The 24,896-nt window shown below is 71.6% G+C and carries 24 protein-coding genes; 10 read left to right on the top strand and 14 right to left on the bottom strand.

Features of this window, described 5'->3' with window-relative positions:
- Positions 1-22 precede the first annotated feature (22 nt).
- Positions 23-643, top strand: coding sequence for a cyclase family protein (locus DFI_RS08480; protein WP_043776697.1), 621 nt, complete (start codon positions 23-25; stop codon positions 641-643).
- A gap of 22 nt (positions 644-665) precedes the next feature.
- On the opposite strand, the gene DFI_RS08475 is transcribed toward DFI_RS08480, so the two are convergent.
- Positions 666-1,136, bottom strand: coding sequence for an acyl-CoA thioesterase (locus DFI_RS08475; protein ID WP_338030613.1), 471 nt, complete (start codon positions 1,134-1,136; stop codon positions 666-668).
- On the bottom strand, positions 1,133-1,423 hold the full coding sequence (locus DFI_RS08470) for a 4a-hydroxytetrahydrobiopterin dehydratase (RefSeq protein WP_027461778.1): 291 nt from the start codon (positions 1,421-1,423) through the stop codon (positions 1,133-1,135). Before DFI_RS08470 ends, DFI_RS08475 begins: the two co-directional genes overlap by 4 nt.
- 594 nt (positions 1,424-2,017) lie before the next feature.
- On the opposite strand from DFI_RS08470, the gene mutS reads away from it, so the two are divergent.
- Positions 2,018-4,549, top strand: a complete 2,532-nt coding sequence (gene mutS, locus DFI_RS08465) for a DNA mismatch repair protein MutS (RefSeq protein ID WP_027461777.1) — start codon at positions 2,018-2,020, stop codon at positions 4,547-4,549.
- Between the two features lie 27 nt (positions 4,550-4,576).
- Here the strand turns inward: mutS and DFI_RS08460 are convergent, their stop codons facing one another.
- Positions 4,577-5,179, bottom strand: coding sequence for an NAD(P)H-dependent oxidoreductase (locus DFI_RS08460; protein ID WP_027461776.1), 603 nt, complete (start codon positions 5,177-5,179; stop codon positions 4,577-4,579).
- Positions 5,180-5,250: 71 nt separating this feature from the next.
- Between DFI_RS08460 and DFI_RS08455 the strand changes: the two genes are divergently transcribed.
- The gene (locus tag DFI_RS08455) at positions 5,251-5,847 is read left to right on the top strand and encodes a TetR/AcrR family transcriptional regulator (protein WP_027461775.1); all 597 of its coding nucleotides are present in this window, start codon (positions 5,251-5,253) and stop codon (positions 5,845-5,847) included.
- A 6-nt stretch (positions 5,848-5,853) separates the two neighbouring features.
- Here DFI_RS08455 and DFI_RS08450 read toward each other — a convergent pair whose 3' ends face one another.
- Positions 5,854-6,945, bottom strand: coding sequence for an alpha-hydroxy acid oxidase (locus tag DFI_RS08450; RefSeq protein ID WP_027461774.1), 1,092 nt, complete (start codon positions 6,943-6,945; stop codon positions 5,854-5,856).
- Between the two features lie 49 nt (positions 6,946-6,994).
- Here DFI_RS08450 and DFI_RS08445 point away from each other — a divergent pair, with 49 nt between their 5' ends.
- Positions 6,995-8,374: an FAD-binding oxidoreductase gene (locus tag DFI_RS08445; protein WP_027461773.1), complete on the top strand. Its 1,380-nt coding sequence runs from the start codon at positions 6,995-6,997 to the stop codon at positions 8,372-8,374.
- Between the two features lie 62 nt (positions 8,375-8,436).
- Positions 8,437-10,107, top strand: coding sequence for a DNA mismatch repair endonuclease MutL (gene mutL / locus DFI_RS08440; protein WP_027461772.1), 1,671 nt, complete (start codon positions 8,437-8,439; stop codon positions 10,105-10,107).
- Here the strand turns inward: mutL and DFI_RS08435 are convergent.
- Positions 10,101-10,643 carry a flavin reductase family protein gene (locus tag DFI_RS08435; RefSeq protein ID WP_027461771.1) on the bottom strand — a complete coding sequence of 181 codons (543 nt, stop codon included), beginning with the start codon at positions 10,641-10,643 and terminating at the stop codon, positions 10,101-10,103. The genes mutL and DFI_RS08435 overlap by 7 nt on opposite strands.
- 43 nt (positions 10,644-10,686) lie before the next feature.
- Positions 10,687-11,094, bottom strand: a complete 408-nt coding sequence (apaG, locus tag DFI_RS08430) for a Co2+/Mg2+ efflux protein ApaG (RefSeq protein WP_051307405.1) — start codon at positions 11,092-11,094, stop codon at positions 10,687-10,689.
- 39 nt (positions 11,095-11,133) lie between these two features.
- Between apaG and DFI_RS08425 the strand changes: the two genes are divergently transcribed.
- Positions 11,134-12,204: a M42 family metallopeptidase gene (locus tag DFI_RS08425; RefSeq protein ID WP_027461769.1), complete on the top strand. Its 1,071-nt coding sequence runs from the start codon at positions 11,134-11,136 to the stop codon at positions 12,202-12,204.
- Positions 12,205-12,210: 6 nt separating this feature from the next.
- Here DFI_RS08425 and pdxR read toward each other — a convergent pair whose 3' ends face one another.
- Complete coding sequence (gene pdxR, locus DFI_RS08420) at positions 12,211-13,683, bottom strand: MocR-like pyridoxine biosynthesis transcription factor PdxR (protein ID WP_027461768.1); 1,473 nt, start codon at positions 13,681-13,683, stop codon at positions 12,211-12,213.
- 20 nt (positions 13,684-13,703) lie between these two features.
- Here pdxR and DFI_RS08415 point away from each other — a divergent pair, with 20 nt between their 5' ends.
- The 4 genes from DFI_RS08415 to DFI_RS08400 all read left to right on the top strand — a co-directional run bounded on the left by DFI_RS08415 (position 13,704) and on the right by DFI_RS08400 (position 18,469).
- Positions 13,704-14,348 (top strand): pyridoxamine 5'-phosphate oxidase family protein, encoded by a 645-nt coding sequence (locus DFI_RS08415; protein WP_051307404.1) that lies wholly within the window; start codon positions 13,704-13,706, stop codon positions 14,346-14,348.
- Between the two features lie 57 nt (positions 14,349-14,405).
- Positions 14,406-15,287 carry a DMT family transporter gene (locus tag DFI_RS08410; RefSeq protein ID WP_027461766.1) on the top strand — a complete coding sequence of 294 codons (882 nt, stop codon included), beginning with the start codon at positions 14,406-14,408 and terminating at the stop codon, positions 15,285-15,287.
- Between the two features lie 80 nt (positions 15,288-15,367).
- Positions 15,368-16,618: an aminotransferase class III-fold pyridoxal phosphate-dependent enzyme gene (locus tag DFI_RS08405; protein ID WP_027461765.1), complete on the top strand. Its 1,251-nt coding sequence runs from the start codon at positions 15,368-15,370 to the stop codon at positions 16,616-16,618.
- Between the two features lie 156 nt (positions 16,619-16,774).
- A complete protein-coding gene (locus DFI_RS08400) occupies positions 16,775-18,469 on the top strand; it encodes a VanW family protein (RefSeq protein ID WP_027461764.1) in 1,695 nt (564 codons plus the stop codon).
- A 61-nt stretch (positions 18,470-18,530) separates the two neighbouring features.
- Here DFI_RS08400 and DFI_RS08395 read toward each other — a convergent pair whose 3' ends face one another.
- From DFI_RS08395 to ilvB, 7 genes are all read right to left on the bottom strand, one after another.
- Positions 18,531-18,908, bottom strand: coding sequence for a hypothetical protein (locus tag DFI_RS08395; RefSeq protein WP_027461763.1), 378 nt, complete (start codon positions 18,906-18,908; stop codon positions 18,531-18,533).
- A gap of 27 nt (positions 18,909-18,935) precedes the next feature.
- Positions 18,936-19,256 (bottom strand): antibiotic biosynthesis monooxygenase family protein, encoded by a 321-nt coding sequence (locus DFI_RS08390; protein ID WP_022801754.1) that lies wholly within the window; start codon positions 19,254-19,256, stop codon positions 18,936-18,938.
- 8 nt (positions 19,257-19,264) lie between these two features.
- Positions 19,265-20,830 carry a 2-isopropylmalate synthase gene (locus tag DFI_RS08385; protein ID WP_027461761.1) on the bottom strand — a complete coding sequence of 522 codons (1,566 nt, stop codon included), beginning with the start codon at positions 20,828-20,830 and terminating at the stop codon, positions 19,265-19,267.
- A 269-nt stretch (positions 20,831-21,099) separates the two neighbouring features.
- Positions 21,100-21,288 (bottom strand): hypothetical protein, encoded by a 189-nt coding sequence (locus DFI_RS08380; protein ID WP_027461760.1) that lies wholly within the window; start codon positions 21,286-21,288, stop codon positions 21,100-21,102.
- A gap of 86 nt (positions 21,289-21,374) precedes the next feature.
- Positions 21,375-22,385 carry a ketol-acid reductoisomerase gene (gene ilvC / locus DFI_RS08375; RefSeq protein WP_022801757.1) on the bottom strand — a complete coding sequence of 337 codons (1,011 nt, stop codon included), beginning with the start codon at positions 22,383-22,385 and terminating at the stop codon, positions 21,375-21,377.
- Positions 22,386-22,438: 53 nt separating this feature from the next.
- Positions 22,439-23,062: an acetolactate synthase small subunit gene (gene ilvN / locus DFI_RS08370; protein ID WP_022801758.1), complete on the bottom strand. Its 624-nt coding sequence runs from the start codon at positions 23,060-23,062 to the stop codon at positions 22,439-22,441.
- Positions 23,059-24,750, bottom strand: coding sequence for a biosynthetic-type acetolactate synthase large subunit (ilvB, locus tag DFI_RS08365; RefSeq protein ID WP_043776818.1), 1,692 nt, complete (start codon positions 24,748-24,750; stop codon positions 23,059-23,061). The genes ilvN and ilvB overlap by 4 nt, the downstream gene beginning before the upstream one ends.
- Positions 24,751-24,896: the final 146 nt, after the last annotated feature.

Below are 24,896 nucleotides of genomic sequence, written 5' to 3'. Positions count from 1 at the left end.
GCCGGGTGGGTACACTGCCCGCATGACGCTGCTGGACATCTCGCGCACCCTCACGCCCGGCCACCCGAACTGGCCCGGCGACGCCGACTTCACCGTGGACCCCGGCATGCGCATCGATGCCGGAGACAGCGTGAACACCGGCATCCTGCGCACCAGCACGCACACCGGCACGCACGTGGACGCCCCCTGGCACTACGACGACGCCGGCGCCCGACTGCACGAACTGCCCCTGGACGTGTACGTCGGGCCCTGCCAGGTGCTCACCGTGTACGGCACGGACGCCGTGGACGCCGCCGCGCTGCGCAACCTCCCGGCCACCCTGCCCCCACGGTTGCTGCTGAACACCGGCCAGCCCGCCCACTGGGCCACCTTCCCCACCGACTTCCGCGCCCTGACGCCCGCCTTCATCCGCGAAGCGGCGCGGCGCGGCGTGCGCCTGATCGGCACGGACTCCCCCAGCGTGGACCCCCTGGACAGCAAGACCCTGGACGCCCACCACGCCTGCCGCGAAACCCGCACACTGATCCTGGAAGGCCTGAACCTGCACGGCGTCCCGGACGGCCACTACGAACTGACCTGCCTGCCGCTGCCCCTGCACGGTGCGGACGGCGCGCCCGCCCGCGCGATTCTGCGCCCCCTGTAACCCGTCGCCCCGGGCGGAGGGGTCACGCCAGCCCGAAACGCCGGGCGACCTCCACCGGCGCGCGCTTCGGGCGGCCGGTGGCCGGGTCCACCCACACCCAGTCGGTGCGGCACTCCGCCAGCCGCTCCGGTTCCCCGGAACCCAGGCGGTCCACGGTGTACACGCGCGTGCTGCGGGGGCCACTGTGATTCAGCAGCAGCGTCCGCACGCGCACGCTGTCACCCAGCAGCGCGGGGCGCAGATACCGGATGGTGTGCTGCCGCGCCAGCGGCACCGCCCCCAGCGCCATCAGCGCCGGCGTGTCCATGCCCTGGCTGGCCGCATGCGCGCGGGCGACCGCCTCGCACCACCCCAGGTACACCGTGTTGTTCACGTGCCCCATATCGTCCAGGTCCGCCGCCGTGGCCGTCAGGGTGATCTCGTGCTGCCGCAACGCCGGGAAAGCCGCCCAGTCCAGCGCGCCCAGCGTGAACTCCTCACGGGGCAGGCTCACCCGGCCGCCCCGAGCAGACCGTTCACGAACGCGGCGCCGGCGACGTCGTGACTGGTCACGCCGCCCCGGTCGTGCGTGGTGTACCGCACGGTGAGAACCCGGTACCCGAGCAGCAGGTCCGGGTGGTGGTCCACCGCCTCAGCGTGCTCCGCGATCCTCACCGCGCACTCCAGGCCCGCCCGGTATGTGGGAAAGGTCAGGGTGCGCTCCAGCCACGTGTCGTGCGCGGTCCACGCCTCGGGCAGCTGGGCGGCGATCTCGTCGGGGGTCAGGCGGCGGCGGGACATGCCCCCAGCGTACGGGACGGCGGCGGCTGGCCGAAAAGTCAGGACAGTGACAAAAAGTTAAGACATCTTCATGTAGGATATTTCTCACATCAGACAAGGAGGTGCTCCATGCGTTCGTTGATCCGTCAACTGTTCACCCGCCGCCGTCGCCCCGTCCCCCCCTGCGCACGGCCGACGCCACCCATCAGCGAACTGGACCTCCTCCGCGCCCTCGGCTGCGACCTGTAACCCCAGTCCGCCCCCGCCGTCTGCACCGAACCCGACCCACAACGGCGTGTCCTCCGGAAGAGATTTCGGGGACACGTCGACTCCTGTTCCGGGGAACGCCGCTGCGCCCCAGCCACACCTCGGGGTCGCTCGTCGTGCCCTCAGCCCCTGGATTCGATTCTGAAGGGGTGCGTGGTACACGCCTGCGCTTTCACTGAGGACCATAGATTGTTTCCTGACCGCCCTGAAGTCGCGTCCCTACGCTGAAGGTCAGAACCTGAATTCAGTGGGGCGTCTGAACCTGCGTTGCCACCTCCATGACCACGTGCCTTCAACCCCGTTTCGCGTGACAGTGTGCGTTTGCGGCGGCCCGGTATGCTGGAGGGTATGGCTGTTGGTGGGGCACAGAGCGTCCTGAAGGGCACCGGGCGGGGCGCGCTTCCCCCGATGCTGGAGCAGTACGTGGCGCTGCGTGACGAGCACGCGGATTTCCTGCTGCTGTTTCAGGTGGGCGACTTTTACGAGACGTTCGGTGAGGACGCCGAACGCTGCGCGCGGCTGCTGGGCCTGGCGCTGACGCACAAGAGCAGCAAGGATTTCAGCACGCCGATGGCCGGGATTCCCGTGCGGGCGCTGGACCAGCACGTGGAGCGGCTGCTTGCGCAGGGCGTGCGGGTGGCGGTGGCGGATCAGGTGGAGGAGCCCGGGGCGGGACTCGTGGACCGTAAGGTGACGCAGCTGCTCACGCCTGGCACCGTCACGGAGGAGCGGCACCTGACGGCGGACGAGAATTTCCTGGCGGCGGTCGCCACGGGGGACGGGTACGCGCTGGCGCTGCTGGACGTCAGCACCGGGGAGTTCCGCTGCGCGGCCTTCCACACCCGTACCGCGCTGTATGACGAACTGGCGCGGCACCGCGCGCGGGAGGTGCTGCTCGCGCCGGAACTGTCGGGGAACGCGGCGCTGCTCGCGGACTTTCAAGCGCGGTTTCCGGTCATGCTGTCCCCAGCGAACTTCGAGGAGGCGGCCGCCCGCACCGAGCTGTCCACCGTGCTGGGGGACGTGCCGGGCACGCTGGGCACCCCGGCGCTGCTCCGCGCATGCGGCGCAGTGCTGGGCTACGCGCGGGTGACGCAGCAGGGGCACCTGGAGATGGTGCGCCGCGTGGTGCGCTTCGAGCCGGGCGCGCACATGCGCCTCCCGGACGCCGCCGTGCGTGCCCTGGAGGTCTTCCAGGCGCAGTCCCCGCAGGGCCTGACGCTGATGGACGTCCTGGGCGGTACGCGCACCGCCGGGGGGCGCCGGCGCCTACGGGCGTGGCTGCGGGCGCCGCTGCTCGACGAGCTGAGCATCCGCGCCCGGCTGGACGCCGTGGAGGGCCTGACCCGCACCCCGGACCTGCGGGGGGGCGTGCGGGCGCTGCTGTACCGCGCGCACGATCTGGAACGTCTCGCGGCGCGCGTCGCCACCGGCCGCGCCACGCCGCGCGAGGTGGCGGCCCTGGCCCGCACGCTGGACCTGCTGCCGGAAGCGGTGGCGCTGCTCTCCGGGCAGGATGGGCTGCTGGGCGCCGTGCGTGCGCGGCTGGGCGGCCTGCCGGACGTGGTGACGCAGATCCGCGCGGCCCTGGTGGACGACCCGCCCCTGCGCCTGGGCGACGGGGACCTGATCCGCGAGGGCTTCCACGCCCAACTGGACGCCCTGCGCGCCGAGTCCCTGGGGCACCGCGCCTGGATGGCGGACCTGGAAACCCGCGAACGCCAGCGGACCGGGATCGGCAGCCTGAAGGTGGGGTTCAATAACGTGTTCGGCTACTACCTGGAGGTGACCGGCCCGCACCTGGGCAAGGTGCCCGCCGACTACCGCCAGATCGCCACGTTGAAGGATCGCGCGCGCTTCACCCGCCCGGACCTGCGCGAACGGGAGCGGGAGATCGCGCGCCTGGACGCCGCTGCCGCCCGACTGGAGACGGAGGTGTTCACGGAATTGCGCGCGTCCCTGGGCGCGCACGCCGAGGCGCTGCTGGAAGCCGCCGGGGCCCTGGCGGACCTGGACGTGCTGGGCGCCCTGGCGGAGCTTGCCGCCGAGCGCGGCTGGGTGAGACCCCAGACCGCCAGTGCCCACGCCCGCCTGACGCAGGCGCGGCACCCGGTCGTGGAGCACGCCAGCGCCGCGCCGTTCGTGCCCAACGACGCGCACCTGGACGACACCCGGCACGCCCTGCTGCTCACCGGTCCGAACATGGCCGGCAAGAGCACCTACCTGCGCACCGTGGCCCTGTGCGCCCTGCTGCACCAGATCGGGTCCTTCCTGCCTGCCGATCACGCCGAGCTGCCCGTGTACGACGCCATCCACACCCGCATCGGCGCCTCCGACGACCTCGCCGGGGGGCGCAGCACGTTCATGGTCGAGATGAACGAACTGGCCGCCATCCTGCACGGGGCCACCCGCCGCAGCCTCGTGATCCTCGACGAGGTCGGGCGCGGCACCAGCACCCTGGACGGCCTCGCCATCGCGCAGGCGGCCCTGGAACACCTGCACACCACCGGCGCGCACACCCTGTTCGCCACGCACTACTTCGAGCTCACGCGCCTGGAAAACGACCTGCCCGGCCTCGTGAACCTGCACGTGGCCGCCGAGGAGGACGAGCGGCAGGGCCTGACCTTCTACCACCAGGTGATTCCCGGCGCCGCCCGGCAGAGTTACGGCGTGGAGGTCGCCCGGCTGGCCGGCCTGCCCGCGCCGGTGGTGGCGCGCGCCGGCAAGCTGCTCACCGCGCTGAACACCCAGGGCGACGACCGGAAACTCGTGCGGGAACTCGCCGCGCTGGACCTGGGGCGCCTCACGCCCATGCAGGCGCTGGAACTGCTGCACGCCTGGCAGCGTGAACTGCGCGAGGGCGCGGAACTTCCGGCCTGACGCTGCGCCTGCTGTGGCCTGCTGCGCTCAGGCGAGGGCGGGCCGGGCGGCTCGTCTGGCGTGGTCCTGCCGGGCCAGCCGGGCGGTGCGGTCCAGCCAGGCGGCGCGCTGCATGTCGCTGCTGCCGCGAATGGGCCCGAGCCGCGTGCTGCGGACGCGGTAGCCGCAGAAGGCGAGCACGCCCTGGCTGAGGCTGCGCAGGGTGGGGTCGCCCAGCAGGGTGCGCAGCAGCAGAGGTGGGGTGTCGGTGGTGACGATCACGCGCGCGCTGCGGCCCCGGAGAAGCTGTTCGGGAAGCATCCGGCCGGGCCGGTAGCGGAACGCGAAGCCGGGCAGGAAGACGCGGTCGATGAAGCCCTTGAGCAGGGCGGGCATGGAACTCCACCAGGTGGCGGTGACGAGGCACAGGTGGTCGGCCTGCCGAATCAGCTGCTGGGCGCGCTGCAGGTCGGGCTCCAGGGGCTGGTCGGCGTGGTAGCCGCCGTGGAGGTGGGGATCGAAGTGAAGGGAGGAGAGGTCGAGGAGGTCCACGTGCGCGCCGGCCTGGCGGGCGCTGTCGGCGTAGCTGCGGGCGAGGGCGGCGCAGTAGCTGTCGGGGTTGGGGTGGCCGAGGATGACAAGGGTGCGCACGGGGAAGCCTCCGGGGGATGTTAACGGTGCCTGGATTCTTGACAGTGTCAAGTTAATCTAGGATGTTGCCGATGTCAAGATCGGCTGGCCCCGGCACCCGCGAGAAGACCTACCACCACGGCCAGCTCCGCGAGGCCCTCCTGAACGCCGCCCACGAGATCCTCGACGCGCAGGGCGCCGCGGCGCTGAGCCTGCGCGAGATCGCCCGGCACGCCGGCGTCAGCCACGCCGCCCCCTACCATCACTTCCCCGACAAACAGCACCTCCTGCAGGCGGTCGCCGAACGCTGCCTCGTGCAGTTCAACGAGGCTCAGGAGGCCGCGGCCTCCGGGCAGCCCACGGCCGCGCAGGCCATTCTCGCCATCGGCGAGGCATACGTGGCCTACGCCGCCGCCCGCCCCCACGCCTTCCAGCTGATCTTCGACCCGGCCATCTGCACGCCCGGCCAGCCCAGCCCCCTCACCCCGATCATCGAGCACAGCCACGACCAGCGCCGCGCGCTGGTCACCCGCGCCATTCAGGAGGGCAGCCTGCCCGACCGGCCCGTGCCGGACCTCACGGACGCCCTGTGGGCCACCGTGCACGGCCTCGCGGACCTGGTGATCCTCGGGCATCTGCCCGCCAGCCGCGCCCCCGCGCTGCTGGCCGCCCTGCTGCCCCGGCCCTGACGCCCCTTACTCTCGCCAGATCAGGTCGGGGGTCAGGTCGGTCACGCGGGTCACGCCGCACAGCGCCATCGCCAGCCGGAATTCGTCGTGCAGCAGGGCCAGGGTGTGTTCCACGCCGGCCTGCCCGCCGGCCGCGAGGCCCCACAGCGCCGCCCGGCCCAGGAACACGGCGTCCGCGCCGAGGGCCAGGGCCTTCACGAGGTCCGTGCCGCGGGTGACGCCGCCGTCCAGGTACACCTCGGCGCGGTCGCCGACGCGGCGCCGGGTTTCGGGCAGGACGTCCAGGGGCGTCACGGCGGTGTCGAGCTGCCGTCCGCCGTGGTTGCTGAGCCACACGTGACAGCCGCGCTCCGCGGCCCGCTCCGCGTCGGCCGGCGAGTGAATGCCTTTCAGGACGATGGGCAGGTCCGTCACGCCGCGCAGCCAGTCGAGGTCCTGCCAGGACAGGCTGGGGTCCAGCAGGCTGTTGAAATGGTCGATGGGCGTGAGGTGCTCCGTGCCGGGCCGGCGCGGCCCAACGTTGGGGAGGGTGAGGGTGTCGGGCAGGTACAGGGGGTGGCGTTTCAGGCCCTCGCGCCGGCCGAGCTGCGGGGCGTCCACGGTGAGGACCAGCGCCCGCGCGCCGGCCGCCGCGGCCCGCCGGACCACCTCGCGGCTCACCTCGCGGTCGCGGTACAGGTACAGCTGGAACCACAGCCGCCCGGCCGCAGCCTGGGCGACGTCCTCGATGGTGCTGGTGCTCATGGTGGAGAGCGTCATCAGGCTGCCGGCCTGCGCGGCGGCGCGCGCGGTGCCCAGTTCGGCGTCCGGGTGGGCGAGGCCGTGCATGGCGCTGGGCGCGATGCCCACCGGGAAACTCAGCATCTGTCCCAGCACCGCGGCGCGCGTGTCGATCTCACTGACGTCCACCAGCACCCGCGGCAGCAGTTTCAGCCGCGCGAAGCTCTCGCGGTTGGCGCGCAGGGTGTGCTCGTCGTTCGCGCCGCCGGCGTAGTACGTCATGGCCTCCAGCGTCATGCGCGCGCGCCCGGCCGCCTCGATCTCGGCGAGGTTCAGCAGGGCGTTCAGGTCAGGCGGGCCGGGCAGGGGAGAGGACATGCCTGATTCTGCACCGGGCCGCCGGCGGGTGCGGGGTGCACAATCAGGCATGCAGGAAACGGCACTCTCGGCGCTGCGCGCCCGGTTCGGGGAAGCCTTCAGCGTCAGCGCCGCCGTGCGCGAGGCGCACGCGCGGGACGAAAGCCGCCTGGACTTCCACCTGCCGGACGGCGTGCTGCACGCCCGCAGCGAACAGGACGTGGTGGACGCCCTGGCCCTGGCCCGGCAGCACCGCTTCCCGGTCACGCCATTCGCGGCGGGCAGCAGCCTGGAAGGCCAGATCGTGCCCGTCCACGGCGGCCTGTCGCTGGACGTCACGGGCATGAACGCCGTGCTGGGCATCGAACCGGGCGGGTTCCAGGCGACCGTGCAGCCCGGCGTGCCCTACCCGGAACTCAACCGGCAGGCGCGGCGGCACGGCCTGTTCTGGGCGGTGGACCCGGGCGCGGAGGCCACACTTGGCGGCATGGCGTCCACGAACGCCAGCGGCACCGGCGCGGTGCGGTACGGCACCACCCGCGACAATGTCCTGGAAATGCGGGTCGCGCTGATGGACGGCCGGATGATCCGGGTGGGCAGCCGCGCCCGCAAGACCAGCGCCGGGTACGACCTGAAACACCTGTTCATCGGCGCGGAGGGCACCCTGGGCGTCATCACGGAACTCACCGTGCGGCTGTGGCCCCTGCCGGAGGAACTGCTGGCGCTGCGCTGCACGTTCCCCACCGTCCGCGAGGCCGCAGAGTGCGCGGTGCTGGTGATGGGCGCCGCGCTGAACCCGGAACGCCTGGAACTGATGGACGAGCCCATGATCGCCGCCGTGAACCGCCACCTGGGCCGCACGTACCCCGAGCAGCCGACCCTGTGGATCGAACTGGCCGCCGCCAGCCCCGCTGCCCTGCAGGACGCGCTGGAGGTGTGCCGCGCCCTGTGCCTGGACGCCGGCGCACAGGACGTGGCCACCGCCACCGCCGCCGAGGAACGCCGCGCCCTGTGGGAGGCCCGCCACAAGGCCTACACGGCCATGAGCGCCCAGTACCCCGGGCACGCGCAGCTCAGCACGGACGCCTGCGTGCCCCTGCACCGCCTGCCGGACGTGCTGGACTTCACCCGCCAGCGCTGCCTGGACCGCGGCCTGAACACCAGTTTCGTCGGGCACGTCGGGGACGGGAACTTCCATGTGCTGTTCCACGCGCCCCCGGACGACCACGCCACCTGGGCCGCCATTCACGCCACCTACGACGAGCTGATGCAGGCCACCCTGGCGGCCGGCGGGACCTGTACCGGCGAGCACGGCGTCGGCCTGCACAAGCAGAAGTACCTCGCGCAGGAGCACGGGGATACCCTGGACGTCATGCGGGACCTCAAGCGCCTGTTCGACCCGCACGGCCTGCTCAACCCCGGCAAGATCCTCCCGGACCCGGCGGGGTGACGTGCCGGTGGTGAATTCCGTCCCTGTCCCGGCCCGCTCCCTGCGCTAGCCTTGCCCGCGACATGACCATTCACGTCCTCCCCGCCCACGTCGCGCGGCTGATCGCGGCGGGCGAGGTCGTGTCCCGCCCGCTGGACGTCGTGCGGGAACTCGTGGAGAACGCCCTGGACGCCGGCGCCACCCGCCTGGAGATCGACCTGGACGGCGGCGGCCTGACCCTGATCCGCGTGCGCGACAACGGCGCCGGCATTCCCGCCGGGGCGGCCGCGCTGGCCCCCGTGCGGCACGCCACCAGCAAACTTGCCCCGGACGTGCAGGCCGTGGACCACGTGACCACCCTGGGCTTCCGCGGCGAGGCGCTGTGGGCCGCGGCGCAGGCCGGCGACCTGCACCTCGTCACCCGCCCCGCCGCGCAGGTGGGCGCCACCGAGGTGCACGCCCAGGGGGAGACGGTGACGGTGCGCCGCGCGTCCGCGCCGGCCGGCACCACCGTGACCGTCCGGCACCTGTTCGCGGCACTTCCCGCCCGGCGGCGCACGCAGGCCCCCGCCCCCACCGAGGTTCGCGAGGTCACGGCGCTGGTGTCCCGGTACGTGCTGCACCACCCCGAACTTCACTGGCGGCTGGTGGTGGACGGCGAGGCGCGCCTCACGCACGCGCCCGCCGATCACCGCGGCGCGGTCGCCAGCGTGTACGGCTCCCTGAACGCCAACCGCGTGCTGCCCGTGGACGCCCCCGGCGTGACCGGCGTCGTGTCCCGCCCTGAACTCACCCGTGCGCGGCGCGACCGCATGCACCTCAGCGTGAACGGCCGGCCCATCCTCGCCCCACCCGAACTGGAGAAGGCCGTGATCGACGCGTACGCCGAACTGCTTCCGGCCGGCGCGGCGCCCCTGTGCGTGCTGAACCTCACCGTGAACCCCGAGGACCACAACCCCAACGTCCACCCCGCGAAACAGGTCGTGGCCCTGGCCGACCTGCCCGCCCTGACCGGCCGGGTGCGGGACGCCGTGGCGCAGGCCCTCGCGGCGCACCCGCTGGCCCGGCACGCCCCCGCCCCGCTGCCCGTCACGGACCCCGCGCACGCCCCGCAGCACCCGGCCTTCCCGGCGCTGGAACTGCTGGGCCTGTACCAGGACCTGTACCTGCTCGCGCAGGCCGAGGGCGACCTTTGGATCGTGGATGCCCACGCCGCGCACGAACGCGCGCTGTTCGAGCAGTTCACCCGCGACCTGGGAAGCGCGTCGCCCCACGAACTGCCGGAACCCGAACTGCTGCACCTGACCCCCGCCCAGACCGCCCGCCTGCATGAACGCGACGCCGAGCTGCGCGCCTGGGGCCTGACCATCGAGGCGTTCGGCGCCGGCCTGGCCCGGCTGCGCACCCTGCCCGCCACCCTGGCGCCGCTGCCGGTGCCCCGGCTGCACGAACTGATCGTGGAAGCGGCCCTGGGGGACCACCCGGACCCCCGCCGGGACGTGCTGGGCCGCCTCGCCTGCGCGCCCGCCCTGAAGGCCGGGGAGATCACCCTGACGGCCGGGCGGGGCATCCTGGCCGCCCTGAACGCCTGCGAGCAGCCGTGGTCGTGCCCGCACGGCCGGCCCACCGTGCTGCGCCTCTCCGAACGCGACCTCGCGCACGCCTTCGGGCGCCGGGGCGTGCGGGACGTCGCCCGGGGCCGTGACGAGACCGCCCGCGCCGCAGTCGTCGCCGCCGCCGGCCGAACTCAGTAACGGTCTTTCGGGAAGGCCAGCCGTTCCTGCCCGCTGCCCACGTACAGGCCCCGCCCGTTGTGCAGCGCCGCGGACCCGCGGAACACCCCCTGCGCATCGTAGAATTCCGGGTCCCGGAGCACCCGCACCACCTCGCCCACGAACAGGTCATGGTCGCCGGTCTCCACCACGTTCACCACCCGGCAGGTGTAGTGCAGGAACGCCTCCGCCAGCGCCAGCGGCGCGTCCGGATGCTCGGTCAGCGGCACGCGGGCGTACTTGTCCACCCCGTCGTACAGGTGAAAGGACCCGGCGCCATGCACCGTCCGGGCGCGCGCCAGCGGCAGGAAGTTCACGCCGAACTCCCCACTCCCCGTGATCAGCGGGTGGGTGCCACGCTCCTTGCCCACCTGAACGCCGTACAGGGGCGGGGTCATGCTCAGCGGCATGCTCCAGCCCGCCGCCATCGCATTGCGCACGCCCGCGTGCCGGGCGGTGACCGCCACCACCGGCACGGGCGAGGCCAGAAACGCACTCAGATCAGACTCGGTCAGCATCAGCGGAGCATAGACGCCGCGCGGCGGGCCCCGCGTCCCCCGCTCAGTTCAGGACCCGCTGGCCCGGCACGTCCAGCAGGAACTCCGGAATCGGCACCCGCGCGCCCTGCCCCCAGGCGTTGCGCAGCGTGTACCAGCCCCGCATGCGGCCCGGCGTGGCCTCCACCGTCACGAACGAGTCGTACGTGAAACTTCCCCCGGCCGGAATGATGGGCTGCTCACCCACCACGCCCTCACCCTCGACCTCCGTCACGCGGCCCGCGCCGTCCGTGATGGACCATTGGCGCGCCATGACCTGCCAGGTGTCGTCGGCGTGGTTCTCGATCACGATCACGTACGTGAACAGCTGCCGGCCTGGAACGCTGTGCTGCGGCAGGTGCTGCACCTGCACGCTCACCCGCACGTCCGGCGCGGCGGGGTCGTCTGGAAGGCCGGGCGGAACGCGGGACATCCCACTCAGGATACCCGCGCTGCGGCGTAGACTCGCGCGGTGACCACCGACAGTCCGATCAGCGCCATCAACCAGGAGTTCCTGTTCCGTCTGCTCGCGCAGGCCGCGCCCAGCGGGTTCGAGCGCCGCGCGGCGGACGTGTGGCTTCACGAAGCCCGCACTTTCGCGGACCGCACCCATGAGGACCACTACGGCAACGTGTACGCCGAACTCGGCCCGGAGGGCGCCCCGGCGATCATCCTGACCGGGCACCTGGACGAGATCGGCCTGATGGTCAGCCACATCGGCGACAAGGGCTTCCTGCACGTGCTGCCGCTGGGCGGCTGGGACCCGCAGGTGCTGGTGGGGCAGCGCGTGCGCGTGCTCGCGCCCGGCGGGGACCTGATCGGCGTGATCGGCAAGAAGGCCATTCACGTCATGGACGACGAGGACCGCAAGAAGGCCAGCCGCCTGGAGGACCTGTGGATCGACCTGGACCTCACTGCCGATGAGGCCCGCGCGCAGATTCCGGTGGGCACGGTCGCGGTGATCGAGCAGCCGACCGTGACCGTGGGCCAGAAGATCGTGAGCCGCGCGCTGGACAACCGCGTGGGCAGCTTCGTGGTCCTGGAGGCCCTGCGCGCCCTGAAGGGCCACGACCTGAAGCACCGGGTGGTCGCGGTGGGCACCAGCCAGGAGGAAATCGGGTCGTACGGTAGCAAGACCGCCACGTACCGCGTGAAGCCCGTGGCGGGCGTGGCCGTGGACGTCACGCACGAGACCGAGCAGCCCGGCGTGAAACCTGAGAAGTACGGCGTGGTGCCGTTCGGCAGCGGCGCGAACCTGACGGTCGGGGCGATGGTCAGCCCGGTGATCTTACGGCAGATGAAGGAAGCCGCCGATCAGGACGGCATTCCCTACAGCGTCACCGCCAGCCCCCGCCTGACCTTCACGGACGCCGACACCATGATCCTGTCCGGCGCGGGCGTGCCGAGCGCGGTGGTCAGCATTCCCAACCGCTACATGCACAGCCCCAACGAGATGGTGGACGCCCGCGACGTGAAGGCCTGCATCGACATCATCGCCGCGTGGGTCCGCCGGCTGGAGGCCGAGGGCAGCTTCCTGCGCTGAGCGAACTTACCGGCCGGGGGCGCGCGCGACGATCACGTCCCGGATCGTGCGCGCACCCCCGGCCGCCTGCGTGGCGGTCAGGCCGCCGTGCCCCAGCAGCAGCGCGTTCGGCGGCGTGTCTCCCGGCATGAAGGCGTCCAGGGTGGACACGTGCACGCCGCGCCGCGCCAGGTCCTGCTGCACCTCGCCGGCGTGCAGGGCGGGGGAGAGGCGCAGGCACACGTGCAGCCCGGCCTCGATCCCGCCCAGCCTCGCGTGGGGCTCCAGGCCGGCCAGTTCCCGCGTGAGCGCCTCGCGCACCTGGGCGTGCCAGCGGCGCGAGCGGCGGATGTGCCGGTCCAGTTCCCCGTGCGTGAGCAGCCATGTCAGGGCGTGCTGCACGGGCAGCGGACTGCCGGCGTCCAGCAGCGTGCGCTCCCGCACCAGGGCTGCCCGGATGGCCGGCGGGGCGATCACGAACCCCACCCGCACGCCCGGCGTGAGGACCTTGCTCAGGGTGCCCAGGTAGAGCACCCGGTGACCACCCACGTCCAGGCCCGCCAGCGGCGGCAGGGGCGGCGCGCCGTACCGGAATTCGCTGTCGTAGTCGTCCTCCACGATAAGCGCGTCGTGCCGCGCGGCCCACTCCAGCAGGGCCAGCCGCCTCGGCAGGCTCATGCGCACGCCCAGCGGGAACTGGTGACTGGGGGTCACGTACACCAGGCGCGCCGCGGGCAGGTCCGGCGTCACGACCGGGCCGTCCTCGTCCACCTTCAGGGGCAGCACCGTGTGCCCGGCGTCCAGGAACACCTGCCGGGCCGCCTGGTACCCCGGGTGCTCGAACAGCACCGTGGAGGCGGGCGGCAGCACGCCCCGCGCGATCAGGTTCAGGCCCTGCAGCGTGCCGGAGATCACGGTCACGTCCTCCGCGCCGGCTGTCAGGCCCCGTGAACGGCCCGCGAAGGCCGCCAGGGCCGCGCGGAAGTCCGGTTCGCCCTGCACGTCCCCGTACTCGCCGGTCAGGGAGCGCGCCGCGCCGTGCGCCCAGGCCTGCCGCCACGCGCGGGCGTCCAGCGTGAGGCCGGTGGTCACGCCGTGCTGGAAGAAGATGCCCGCTTCCGGGCGGAAGGTGCTGACCGGGGCGGGGGGCGCCGCCTGAAACCATCCGGGGGTCCGCGCCGCGCGGGGTGCCGGGGACTGCGCCGCGCCGGCCGGCACGCGCGTGCCGCTGCCGACCACGGCCTCCAGCGTGCCGTCGGCGACCAGGGCGGCGTACGCCTCGGCCACCACGCCGCGCGTGACGCCCAGTGCTGCCGCCAGCGGCCGCGTCCCCGGCAGGCGGAACCCGGCCGGCAGGCGCCCGCCGAGCACGTGCGCCCGGAGCTGCCGGGCCAGCTGCGCGTGCAGCGCCGGGCCCGTGCGGTCCAGCGTGAGGGAGACCGGCAGGTCCAGGAGTGGACCCCCGGTCTCGTCTGAAAGTGGAGCTTCTTTGCGGGCCACCTGACCCCTAGCGTAGCAGCATGAGTGAGTCCACCCACCCCCGCGTCCCTGACATCTACGACCCCCGGCAGCGGGACATGAGCGTGAGCCGCCGCCCGCAGAACCGCCGGGACGAGGGCTGGATCGCCGAACTGCTGCTCCAGGAGCGGATCGCCCGGGTCGCCACGCTGTGGCAGGCCGACGACGGCGAGGCCTTCCCGTTCATCACGCCGCTCGCGTACGCCTACCGCCCGGAGCGGCGGGATATCGTGTACCACACGAACATCACCGGCCGCCTGCGCGCCAACACCGGGCAGGGCCACCGCGCCACGCTGGAGGTCTCGCAGATCGGGCAGCTGCTGCCCAGCAACTCGCCCCTGGAACTGAGCGTGCAGTACCGCAGCGTGATCGTGTTCGGCCGCGCGCACCGGCTCACCGACCCGCACGAAGCCCGCGAGGCCCTGACCACCCTGACCGAACGCTGCTTCCCGGACCTGCGGGTGGGCGTGCAGACGCGGCCCATCACGGACGCCGACCTGAAGCGCACCAGCGTGTACGCCCTGAAGATCGAGCACTGGAGCGGCAAGGAGAACTGGGCTCCGGCCGCCACGCAGGAGGACGGCTGGCCCGCCCTGACCCCCGCACTGGCACGGCTGCGCCCGGCCCTGGGGTCCGGGCGTGAGTAACGCCGGCGCGTACGCTGGGCGCGTGCCTGCCCCCACCTCCCTGCCCCTGGTGACGCCGTGACCCGCCGCGACGTGTTCGAACTGTTCCTGCTCTCGGCGTTCTGGGGGATTTCCTTCCTGCTGATCAAGTGGGCGGGGCACGACTTCCCGCCGGTGTGGGTGGCGTTCCTGCGCAGCGTGTTCGGGGCACTGGTGCTGGTCGCCGCGCTGCGCCTGGGCCGGGACGTGCTGCCACCCCGGTCGGCGTGGCCGCTGCTGGTGCTGGTCGCGGCCCTGAACAACGCCTTCCCGTGGTTGATGTTCGCCATCGGGGAGCAGACGGTGAGCAGCAACGTGGCGTCCATCCTGAACGCCACCACGCCGCTGTTCACGCTGCTGATCGCCTGGGGCCTGCGCGACGCGCAGCTGCACGCCCGCATGAGCCTGGGCGTGCTGCTGGGCCTGGCGGGCGTGGCGGTCACGGTGCTGGGCGGCATGCAGGGCGGGCAGGCGTCCGCGGTGGGCGTGGCCGTGATCCTGATGGCGTCCCTCAGTTACGGCATCGGCGGGGTGCTCGCCAAGCGCACCACCGCCGGCCTGAAACCCATCAGCGTGGCGACCTCGCAGCTCACCCTGTCCGCGCTGCTCCTGCTGCCGTTCGCGGCCTTTGGCCCGCACCCGGCCGAGGTGTCCGTGCGGGCGTGGGGGGCGGTGGCCGTGCTGGGCGTGGTGGGCAGCGGGCTGGCGTACCTGGTGTTCTACCGTCTGCTCGCGCGCGTGTCGCCCACGCAGACGACCGCCGTGACGTACCTGCTGCCCATCTGGGGGCTGTTCTGGGGCGCGCTGGCCGGGGAGCCCATCACGGGGCTGTCGCTGCTGGGTGTGGCCGTGATTCTCTCCGGACTGGTGCTGATGAACGCCCGCCGGCCCGCCCCCCGCCCGGCACCGCTGCAGACGTAACGCGCATAGTTATGCATGGCGACGGGCTGCGTGGGCGCCGGGCACGTACACTGTCCGGGAATGCTCAGGAGGACACGGGAATGACGCAAAGCAAGTGGCTGGACGCCGAACTGAAGTACGACAGCGGCGTGTTCAACAAGCATCAGGTCGTCATCACACGCGGCCTGGGCGCGCAGGTCTGGGACGAGCACGGCCGCGCGTACATCGACTGCATGGTGGGGGCGGGCGTGGCGAACGTCGGGCACAGCCACCCGGACGTCGTGAAGGCCGTGCAGGACCAGGCGGCGAAACTGATGGTGCTGGCCCAGACGCTGCCCAACGACCGCCGCAGCGAGTTCCTGACCGAGCTGGTCGGCGTGCTCCCCCAGGGCCTGGACCGCGTGTTCCTGTGCAACAGCGGCACCGAGGCCATGGAAGCCGCCAAGAAGTTCGCCATCACCGGCACGGGCCGCCACCGCTTCGTGGCCGCCAAACGCGGCTTCGCGGGCCGCAGCCTGGGCGCGCTGGCGTTCACCTGGGAACCCAAGTACCGCGAGCCGTTCGGGGACGCCGTGGACAACCGCCACGTGGACTTCATCTCGTACGGCAGCGTCGAGGAACTGCGCGCCGCCGTGACCGGCGAGACGGCCGCCCTGATCCTGGAGGTCGTGCAGGGCGAGGGCGGCGTGCGCCCCGCCAGCCTGGAATTCATCCAGGAGGCCCGCCGCATCACGCAGGAACGCGGCGCGCTCCTGATCATCGACGAGATCCAGACCGGGTTCTGCCGCACCGGGAAGATGTTCGGCGTGGAGCACTACGGCGTCACCCCGGACGGCATCACCCTCGCCAAGGCGATGGCGGGCGGCGTGCCGGTGGGCGCCTTCGCCATGACCGCGGCCGTCGCGGACCGCATGCCGGCCGGCGGGCACGGCAGCACCTTCGGTGGGAACCCGCTGGCGATGGCGGCCGGCGTGGCCGCCCTGCGCGCCATGAAACGCGAGGGCATGGCCGAACAGGCCCGCGAGAAGGGCGCGTACATGATGGAGAAACTCCGTGCCATTGGCTCCCCGAAGATCCGCGAGGTGCGCGGCCTGGGCCTGATGATCGGCGTGGAACTCAAGGAGAAGAGCGCGCCGTACATCACCGCCCTGGAACACGACGAGGGCGTGCTGACCCTGCCGGCCACGCCGCTCGTCGTGCGCTTCCTGCCGCCGGTGACGATCACGAAAGAACAGATCGACCAGGTGGTCGCGGCCTTCGAGCGGGTGCTCGCCCGCGTGGACCCGCGCGCTGAACGCCGCGCCGAACTGGCCGCGCAGGGCGAGGGCGCCGCGGCCTCCACGACCGACTGACGGACCCGGCAGCACCGGGCGGGGCGGGGGAGGGGGTCAACTTCCCCCGCCCCGCCTTTCTGCGGCCCTCACGTGGGTTTCGCCCGGGGTTAATCGTTCCCTGGGGCGTGCACAAGTTTCAGACATGGCCGCGCTCCCTTCCCTAGACTGTGCGGCATGAAGGTCTGGTTGGCAGGGGGATCGTTGCTGGCACTGCTCGGGGGTGCGCTGGCAATGGCCGTTGCGTCCCAGTCCGGGACGGCGGTGCAGGCGGACGTGCGGGTAAACGGCGTGAACATCGGCGGCATGACCCGCGAGCAGGCGGTGCAGGCCGTGAAGGCCAGCCTGCCGGTGCCGCAGGTGACGGTCCGGGCGGCCGGAGGCAGCTGGACGGTGGACGCCGACCGCCTCGGCTGGACGGCAGACGTGGCCGGCACGGTCGCCGCCGCCGAACAGGCCGCCGCGCAGCGCTCCGTGCTCGACCGCCTGCAGGACCTGATCGGCACTGCCGACACGCAGGACTTCCCGGTGCCCGTCCGCGTGGACGCCGCCCGCGCCCAGGCGACCCTGGACGTCCTGACCGGCGGCCTGAACAGCCAGCCGAAAAACGCCACCGTCGCCTTCGACAGTAAACTCCGCCGGTACGTCGTGAAGGCGGACGTGCCGGGCCGGCGCCTGAACACCGCCGCCGCCGCGCAGCGCTTCGCTCAGGCGCCGGACCTGCGGGACCTGACCGTGCCCGTCACGGAGTCCAGGGCGCAGTACACGGCCGCCGCCCTGAAAGTCCACGCGGACCGCGGCAACGCCCTGATGCGCACCTTCACCGTGAAACTGGCCGGCACGGACCGCGCGGGCGCCCTGACGCCGCTGGAAGTCGCCAATCTGTACTGGGTGAAACCCGGCGGCATCCTCCCGGACGAGAAGGCCCTGCAGGTCGCCTTCGGCCGCCTGACCGGCTACATCGACCAGCCCGCGCAGAACGCCCGGTACGCCGTGAAAGGCGACGGGCTGACCAAGGTGAAGGAGCAGAGCGGCGTCGTCACCGACCGCGCCGCCGCATTCGCGCACTTCAAGACCACGGTCCTGGACCCGGCCGTGAAGACCACCACCTTCCCCAGCAAGGCCAGCAAACCCACCCTGACGCTGGCCGAGCTGCCCGACGCCGCCAAACTGGAACTGATCGCCACCGGCCAGAGCACCTACTACGGCAGCAGCCCGGAACGCCGCACGAACGTCGCCGTGGCCGCCCGCAAGATTCACGGCGCGGTCGTCCCGCAGGGCGAGATCTTCAGCTTCCTGAACACCCTGGGCAGCATCAGCCCCGGCAACGGCTTCGTGGGCGGCAAGATCATCAGCGGTGGCCGCACCGTGGACGGCCTGGGCGGCGGCGTGTGCCAGGTCAGCACCACCGTCTTCCGCGCCATGTACCAGGCGGGCCTCCCGGTCGTGGAACGCAACCAGCACAGCTACCGCGTCGGGTACTACGAACCCCAGGTGGGGTACGAGGCCGCCGTGTACGACCCGGGCGTGGACCTGAAATTCAAGAACGACACCAGCGGCCCCCTGCTGATCAAGACCGTGAACCACCCCGAACAGAGCCGCGTGGAGGTGCAGGTCTGGGGCATCAAACCCAAACGCACCGTCAGCGTCAGCGCCGCACGCATCCTCTCGCGCACGCCCCACCCCGCACCGAAGTACGTGGTGAACCCCCGCCTGCGCCCCGGGCAGACCGTGCAGGTGGACTGGGCGCAGGACGGGTACAACCTGTACATCACCCGCACCATCAAGGACGAAAAGGGCCCCCGCACGGACGTGACCCGCACCAGCTACAAGCCCTGGCAGGCCGTGTACGAGGTCGGCCCCCGAGGCTGAAATCGAAGGAGGAACAGGAAACGGACCAGGAGCCTTTATGCCCCGGTCCGTTTCCTGTGGATCAGCGGCGGGGTGCAGCGAGCGCCAATGCCATCACCACACATCCGGCCACGACCTTCAAGGCTTCCGTCAGCAGCGTGTTCCCTGAAGGTGGCAAGTGCACGGTGAGGGACAGTAGCCGCACCGGCAAGTACAGGAGCAATCCCCCCAGCAGCGGCCCCATGACTTGACCCAGAGCCCAGGCGGGCCTGTGGGCTCCGGGCCCCCACAGGCCCGCCTGCCGCTCCGGCCGCGAGAGCAGGAAAGCGGACAGGGGCGCCCCGATCAGCGCGGCGAGCAGAGACCACGTGGGAAGCTGGTCGGGCGGCCCGGCGATCAGGCTGCCCGCGAGGAGCAGCCCCAGCGCGAGGCACAGCGTGGTCAGCGGCGTGTGGGACACCGGCCAGTGTACCGCTGCCCTGCGTGTCTACCCGGCCAGGCCGGGCACCGGGACGAAGTGCTCCACGGTGGGGAAGGGGTCGTAGAAGTGATGCAGCAGGGCGCGCCACTCCTGGTAGGCGGCGCTCTGCCGGAACGCCACGGTGTGGTCCTCCAGGGTGGCCCACCACACCAGCAGGACGTACCGGTGGTCGTCTTCCAGGCACCGCTGCACTTCGTGGCGCAGGTGGCCGGGCTGGGACGTGATGAGCGCCCGTGCCTGCCCGAAGGCGGCCTCGAAGGCGGCCGTCTGCCCGGGCCGGACCTGGAGGAGCGCGACCTCCAGGACGGGGGTACCGGTCAGTCGCACGCCCAGATTCAGAGGCGGCCGGGGGCGAACTCGCCCTGGCGGCGTTCGGCACCCATGCCGGCCACGACCATGTTGTGGATGCGCACCCAGGCGCGGGCGCTGGCCTCCACGATGTCGGTGGCGACGCCGCTGCCGTGCAGGCTGGTCTCGCCGTAGCGGGCGCCGATGCTGACCTCGCCGAGCGCGTCGCCGCCCTTCGTGACGGCCTGGATGCGGTAGCTTTCCAGGCTGGGCGTGATGCCGGTGATGCGGTTGATGGCCTGGATAGCGGCCTCCACGGGCCCGTCGCCGTGCGCGGTGGCGTCCACGGGGCCGTTGGGGGTGTGCAGGCGCACGAACGCGACCGGGGTCATGTTCATGCCGCTGGTGATCTGGAAGCCTTCCAGTGCGAAGGTCTGCGGCACGTCGGTGCGGGCCTCGACCAAGGCGCGCAGGTCGTCGGCGTAGATCTGGCCCTTGCGGTCGGCGAGGTCCTTGAAGCGGCTGAACAGGTACTGGACCTTGTCGTCGGGCAGGTCCGCGTAGCCCAGGTCAGTCAGGGCCTTGCGGAAGGCGGCGCGGCCGCTGTGCTTGCCCATGACCAGCACGGCGGCTTCCCGGCCGACCAGTTCGGCGTTCATGATCTCGTACGTTTCCCGGGCCTTGATCACGCCGTCCTGGTGGATGCCGCTCTCGTGCGCGAAGGCGTTGTCCCCGATGATGGCCTTGTTCGGCTGCACGGGCATGCCGCTCAGGCGGCTGACCATGCGGCTGGAGCGGTACAGCTCCCGGGTGCGGATGCCGGTCGCGAACGGGTAGGCGTCGCGGCGGGTGTGGAAGGCCATCACGATCTCTTCCAGGCTGGCGTTCCCGGCGCGTTCCCCGATGCCGTTCACGGTGCATTCGATCTGCCGCGCGCCGCCTTCCGCCGCGGCGATGCTGTTGGCCACGGCCATGCCCAGGTCGTCGTGGCAGTGGCTGCTCAGGATCACGTGCGCGGGCAGCTGCGCTTTGAGGTGCGCGAACAGGCGGCGCATCTCGTCCGGGGTGGTGTAGCCCACGGTGTCCGGCACGTTGATGGTGGTGGCGCCGGCCTCCACGGCCGCCTGGAAGATGCGCACCAGGAAGTCCCAGTCGCTGCGGGTGGCGTCCTCGGCGCTGAACTCCACGTCGTCCACGAAGGAGCGGGCCAGGGTGACGGCCTGCACGGCGCGTTCCACCACGGCGTCCGGTTCCAGGTTCAGTTTCTTGGCCATGTGGATGGGGCTGGTGGCGATGAAGGTGTGAATGCGGGGTTTCCCGGCGTGCTCCACGGCGCGGGCGGCGGCCTCGATGTCGGCGCGGCCGGCGCGGGCCAGCCCGGCGATGATGGGGCCGCGCACTTCCCGGGCGATGCGGGAGACGCCTTCCAGGTCGCCGGGGCTGGCGATGGGGAAGCCGGCCTCGATGACGTCCACGCCCAGGCGGGCGAGCTGGTGGGCGATCTCCAGTTTCTGTGTGTGGTTCAGGGCGACGCCCGGGGACTGCTCGCCGTCGCGCAGGGTGGTGTCGAAAATGATGATGCGGCCTTCGTCGTGCTGGGTGGGCTGGGTCATGCAGGGTCTCCTGTGGCAGGTGGGGCGGCGGGAAAAGAAAATCCCCCGGAGGGAACTCCTCCGGGGGGGTCGGGCAATACGCTTTCTTGCCGTTCACTCCACCGGAGGACGACGAAGAAGAAGCAGCCCGTACGCTTGCATGGCCTCACTGTACGGGGCCGGGGGCCTGGGCAGGCCGGACCTGTCTACCTGCCCTGCCGCGATTCTCCAGTCGGCATGAAAAAGCCCACCCCTGGGGTGTGGGGTGGGCCTGGCTGTCGGCTGGGGGCTCAGTCGGCGTAGCGCTCCACGGCGCTGCGGGCCTGCATCAGGTCGTGCACCTTCACCTCGCGTTCGCTGACCTCGTAGTCGGCGTTCGTGAATTGCTCGCCGCGGTACTCCCACTTCATGGACCCGGAGTGATGATGGCCTCGGCGCATGCGGGCGTTCAGGGTTTCCAGAAAGGACGCAACTTTCATGCCCACAGGATGCGCCCGCCCTTGCGGGGACGGAACGCGAATTGTCCCGCGCGTCCATAGGGTATGGACGCGCGGGACGGGCGGGGTCAGACCTCCAGCGCCTTCTTGCTGATGAACGGCATCTGGTCCCGCAGCGACTGCCCCACCTGCTCCACGGTGTGCCCGCGCATCTTCGCGCGCTGCTCCTCCATGAACGGGAAGCCGCTCTCGGCGTCCTGAATGAACCGCTCCGCGAACCGGCCCTGCTGGATGTCCTCCAGCACGCGCTTCATCTCGGCCTTCGTCTCGGCCGTGATCACCCTCGGCCCGGTCACGTAATCCCCGAACTCCGCGGTGTTGCTGATGCTGTGCCGCATGCCCTGGAAGCCCTTCTCGTAGATCAGGTCCACGATCAGCTTCACCTCGTGCACCGTCTCGAAGTACGCGATCTCCGGCTGGTACCCGGCCTCCACCAGCGTCTCGAAGCCCGCCTGGATCAGGTGCGTCACGCCGCCGCACAGCACGCTCTGCTCGCCGAACAGGTCGGTCTCCGTCTCCTCCTTGAAGGTCGTTTCCAGAATGCCGGCCTTCGCGCAGCCGATCCCGCGGGCGTACGCCATGGCGACGTCCCGGGCGTGCCCGGTCGCGTCCTGCGCCACCGCGAAGATGCCCGGCATGCCGCTGCCGTCGGCGTACAGGCGCCGCAGCATGTGCCCCGGCCCCTTGGGCGCGACCAGGAACACGTCCACGTCAGCGGGCGGGGTGATGCGCCCGAAGTGCACGTTGAAGCCGTGCCCGAACGCCAGGGCCTTGCCGGCCGTGAGGTGCGGGGCGATGCTCTCCGCGTACACCTTCGGCTGCTGCTCGTCGGGAATGAGCAGCATGATCACGTCCGCCTCGCGGGTGGCGTCCTCGATGCTCGCCACGCGCAGCCCGGCCTGCTCGGCCTTCTGGCGGCTGGCGCTGCCCTCACGCAGGCCCACCACGACGTTGAAGCCGCTGTCGCGCAGGTTCTGGGCGTGGGCGTGCGCCTGCGATCCGTAGCCGATGATCGCGATCAGTTTTTCCTCGATGGGGGCGGTGGACACGTCACGGTCGTAGTACATCGTTGCAGCCATGCTGGATTCTCCTCTAAAAAGTGATGCAGGTGGGATTGTCGGCTAGGGCAGGACTAGAACAGGTTCGGCACTTCGCGCGCCCGTTCCTCACGCGGCTCCACGGCCGGCACCAGCGCCGCCGTCTCACCGTCGTGGTACACCTGCGCGGGAATGTCGGCGTTGCTGCCGCGCGTGAGCGCCACCCGGCCGGTGCGCATGGTCTCCAGAATTCCGAAGGGCCGCATCTGCTCGATGAACGCGGTGATCTTGCCCTCGTCGCCGGTCACCTCGAAGGTCAGGGCGTGCCGGCCCACGTCCACGATGCGGCTGCGGAAGTCCTCCGCGACCTGCCGCACCTCCACGCGCGAGTCCGGGGTGATGCTCACCTTCACCAGCACCAGTTCGCGGTCCACGAACTTCTCCAGCCCGTGGTCGATGATGTGAATCACGTCGTGCAGCTTGTCCAGCTGCCGGATCGCCTGCTCCACCACGCCGCGGTCCCCGCTGACCACGATGGTCATGCGCGACACGCCGGGGTGCTCGGTCGCGCCCACCGACAGGCTGCGGATGTTGTACCCGCGCCGCCCGAACAGCGCCGTGATGCGCGTCAGCACGCGCGGCTCGTCCCGGACGAGCAGGCTGAGCAGGTGATCCCCGGCCTGGGGGAAATGCGGGTCCTGGGTGTCCGTGACGCTCATGCCTGGCTCGCCTCCTCGGTCACCCGCGCGGCCGGCGCGCGGGGCGGTTCCGTCTCGATCATCTCGTTCAGCGCGGCGCCGGCCGGCACCATCGGGAAGACCCCGTGCTCGTGCGGCACCACCACCTCCAGCAGCGCGGAATCCGGGTCGTTCAGCCACGCGTCGATGGCCCCGGGCAGGTCCTCGGCGCTCGTGGCACGGTAAGCGGGCACGCGGTACGCCCCCGCCAGCTTCACGAAGTCCGGGTTGCTGTCGCCCAGCCACACCTCGGAGTAGCGCTTCCCGTGGAACAGCTCCTGCCACTGCCGCACCATGCCCAGGAAGCTGTTGTTGATGATGCAGATCTTCACGTTGCGGATGTCGTACATCTTCAGCGTCGCCAGTTCCTGCAGCGTCATCTGGAACCCGCCGTCCCCGGCGATCACCACGCTCCGCACGCCCGGCTCGGCCAGCCCCGCCCCGATCGCGGCAGGAAAGCCGAAGCCCATGGTGCCCAGCCCGCCGGAATTCACCCAGCGGCGCGGCCGCTCGAACCGGGCGAGCTGCGCGGCCAGCATCTGGTGCTGCCCCACGTCGCTGCTCAGGATGTCGTCCGGGCGCAGGCGGTCCACCACGGCCTTCACACCGTACCCCGCGCCGTACGTTTCCGGCAGGGCAGTGCGGGCCTTCCAGACCTCCAGCTGCGCCTTCCACACCGGGCGCGCCTGCGGCTGCGCGCCCTCCAGCAGCGCACGCGCCACCACCGCCGCGTCCCCACGGACCGGCACGTGCGCCCGCACGATCTTGCCGATCTCCGCGGCGTCCAGGTCCACGTGAATGACCTTCGCGTGCGGCGCGAACCCATTCACGCGGCCCGTCACCCGGTCATCGAAGCGCAGGCCCACGGCCAGCAGCACGTCCGCCTCGCTGATCGCGCGGTTCGCGGCCACCGACCCGTGCATGCCCGGCATGCCCAGCCACAGGGGATCACTGGCCGGGAAGCTCCCCAGGCCCATCAGCGTGGTGATCACCGGGATGTCCCAGGCGCGCGCCAGGGCCGTCAGTTCCGCCGCGGCGTCCACCGACCCGCCGCCCACCATCATCACGGGCTTCTGCGCGCCGCGCAGCAGGTCCCGCGCTGCGGCGACCGCGTCCGGGTTCGGGGCGGGCATCTCCGGCCGGGCATGCGGCGCCGGAATCGGGCCGCTGTACGCGGCCAGCTGCACGTCCTTGGGAATGTCCACCAGCACCGGGCCCGGACGGCCGCTGCGCGCGATCCGGATCGCCTCGGCGATCACCCCCGGCAGGTCCGCCACGTCCCGCACCACGTAGTTGTGCTTCGTGACCGGCATGGTGATCCCGGTGATGTCCGCCTCCTGGAAGGCGTCCGTGCCCATCAGGTGCGAGGCGACGTTCCCGGTGATCGCCAGCAGCGGCACGCTGTCCAGCATGGCGTCCGCCAGGCCCGTGACCAGGTTCGTGGCGCCGGGGCCGCTGGTCGCCAGGCACACCCCGATCTCCCCGCTCGCCTTCGCCCAGCCTTCGGCCGCGTGAATGGCGCCCTGCTCGTGCCGGGCGAGAATGTGCCGCATCTCCGGGTAGAAGGTCAGCGCGTCGTACACCGGCATGATCGCCCCGCCCGGGTACCCGAACACCGTGTGAATCCCGTGGTTCGCCAGGGTCGCCCAGAGCGCCTTCGCGCCTGTCATGTCGCCCCGCGCCGTGTTTGCTTCGGTTCCCACCATCTCCCCCCTATGAAAAAACCCCGCCCGGTGATTCGGGCGGGGAGTGCGGCAACGCGGAACGCTTAGCCTCGGAACTCCCCGGGACTAAGAATTACGATCACGAGCGCCGC

This window comes from Deinococcus ficus, from assembly GCF_003444775.1.
Classification (GTDB): domain Bacteria; phylum Deinococcota; class Deinococci; order Deinococcales; family Deinococcaceae; genus Deinococcus; species Deinococcus ficus.
This window is presented reverse-complemented; position numbering and strand designations above follow the sequence as displayed.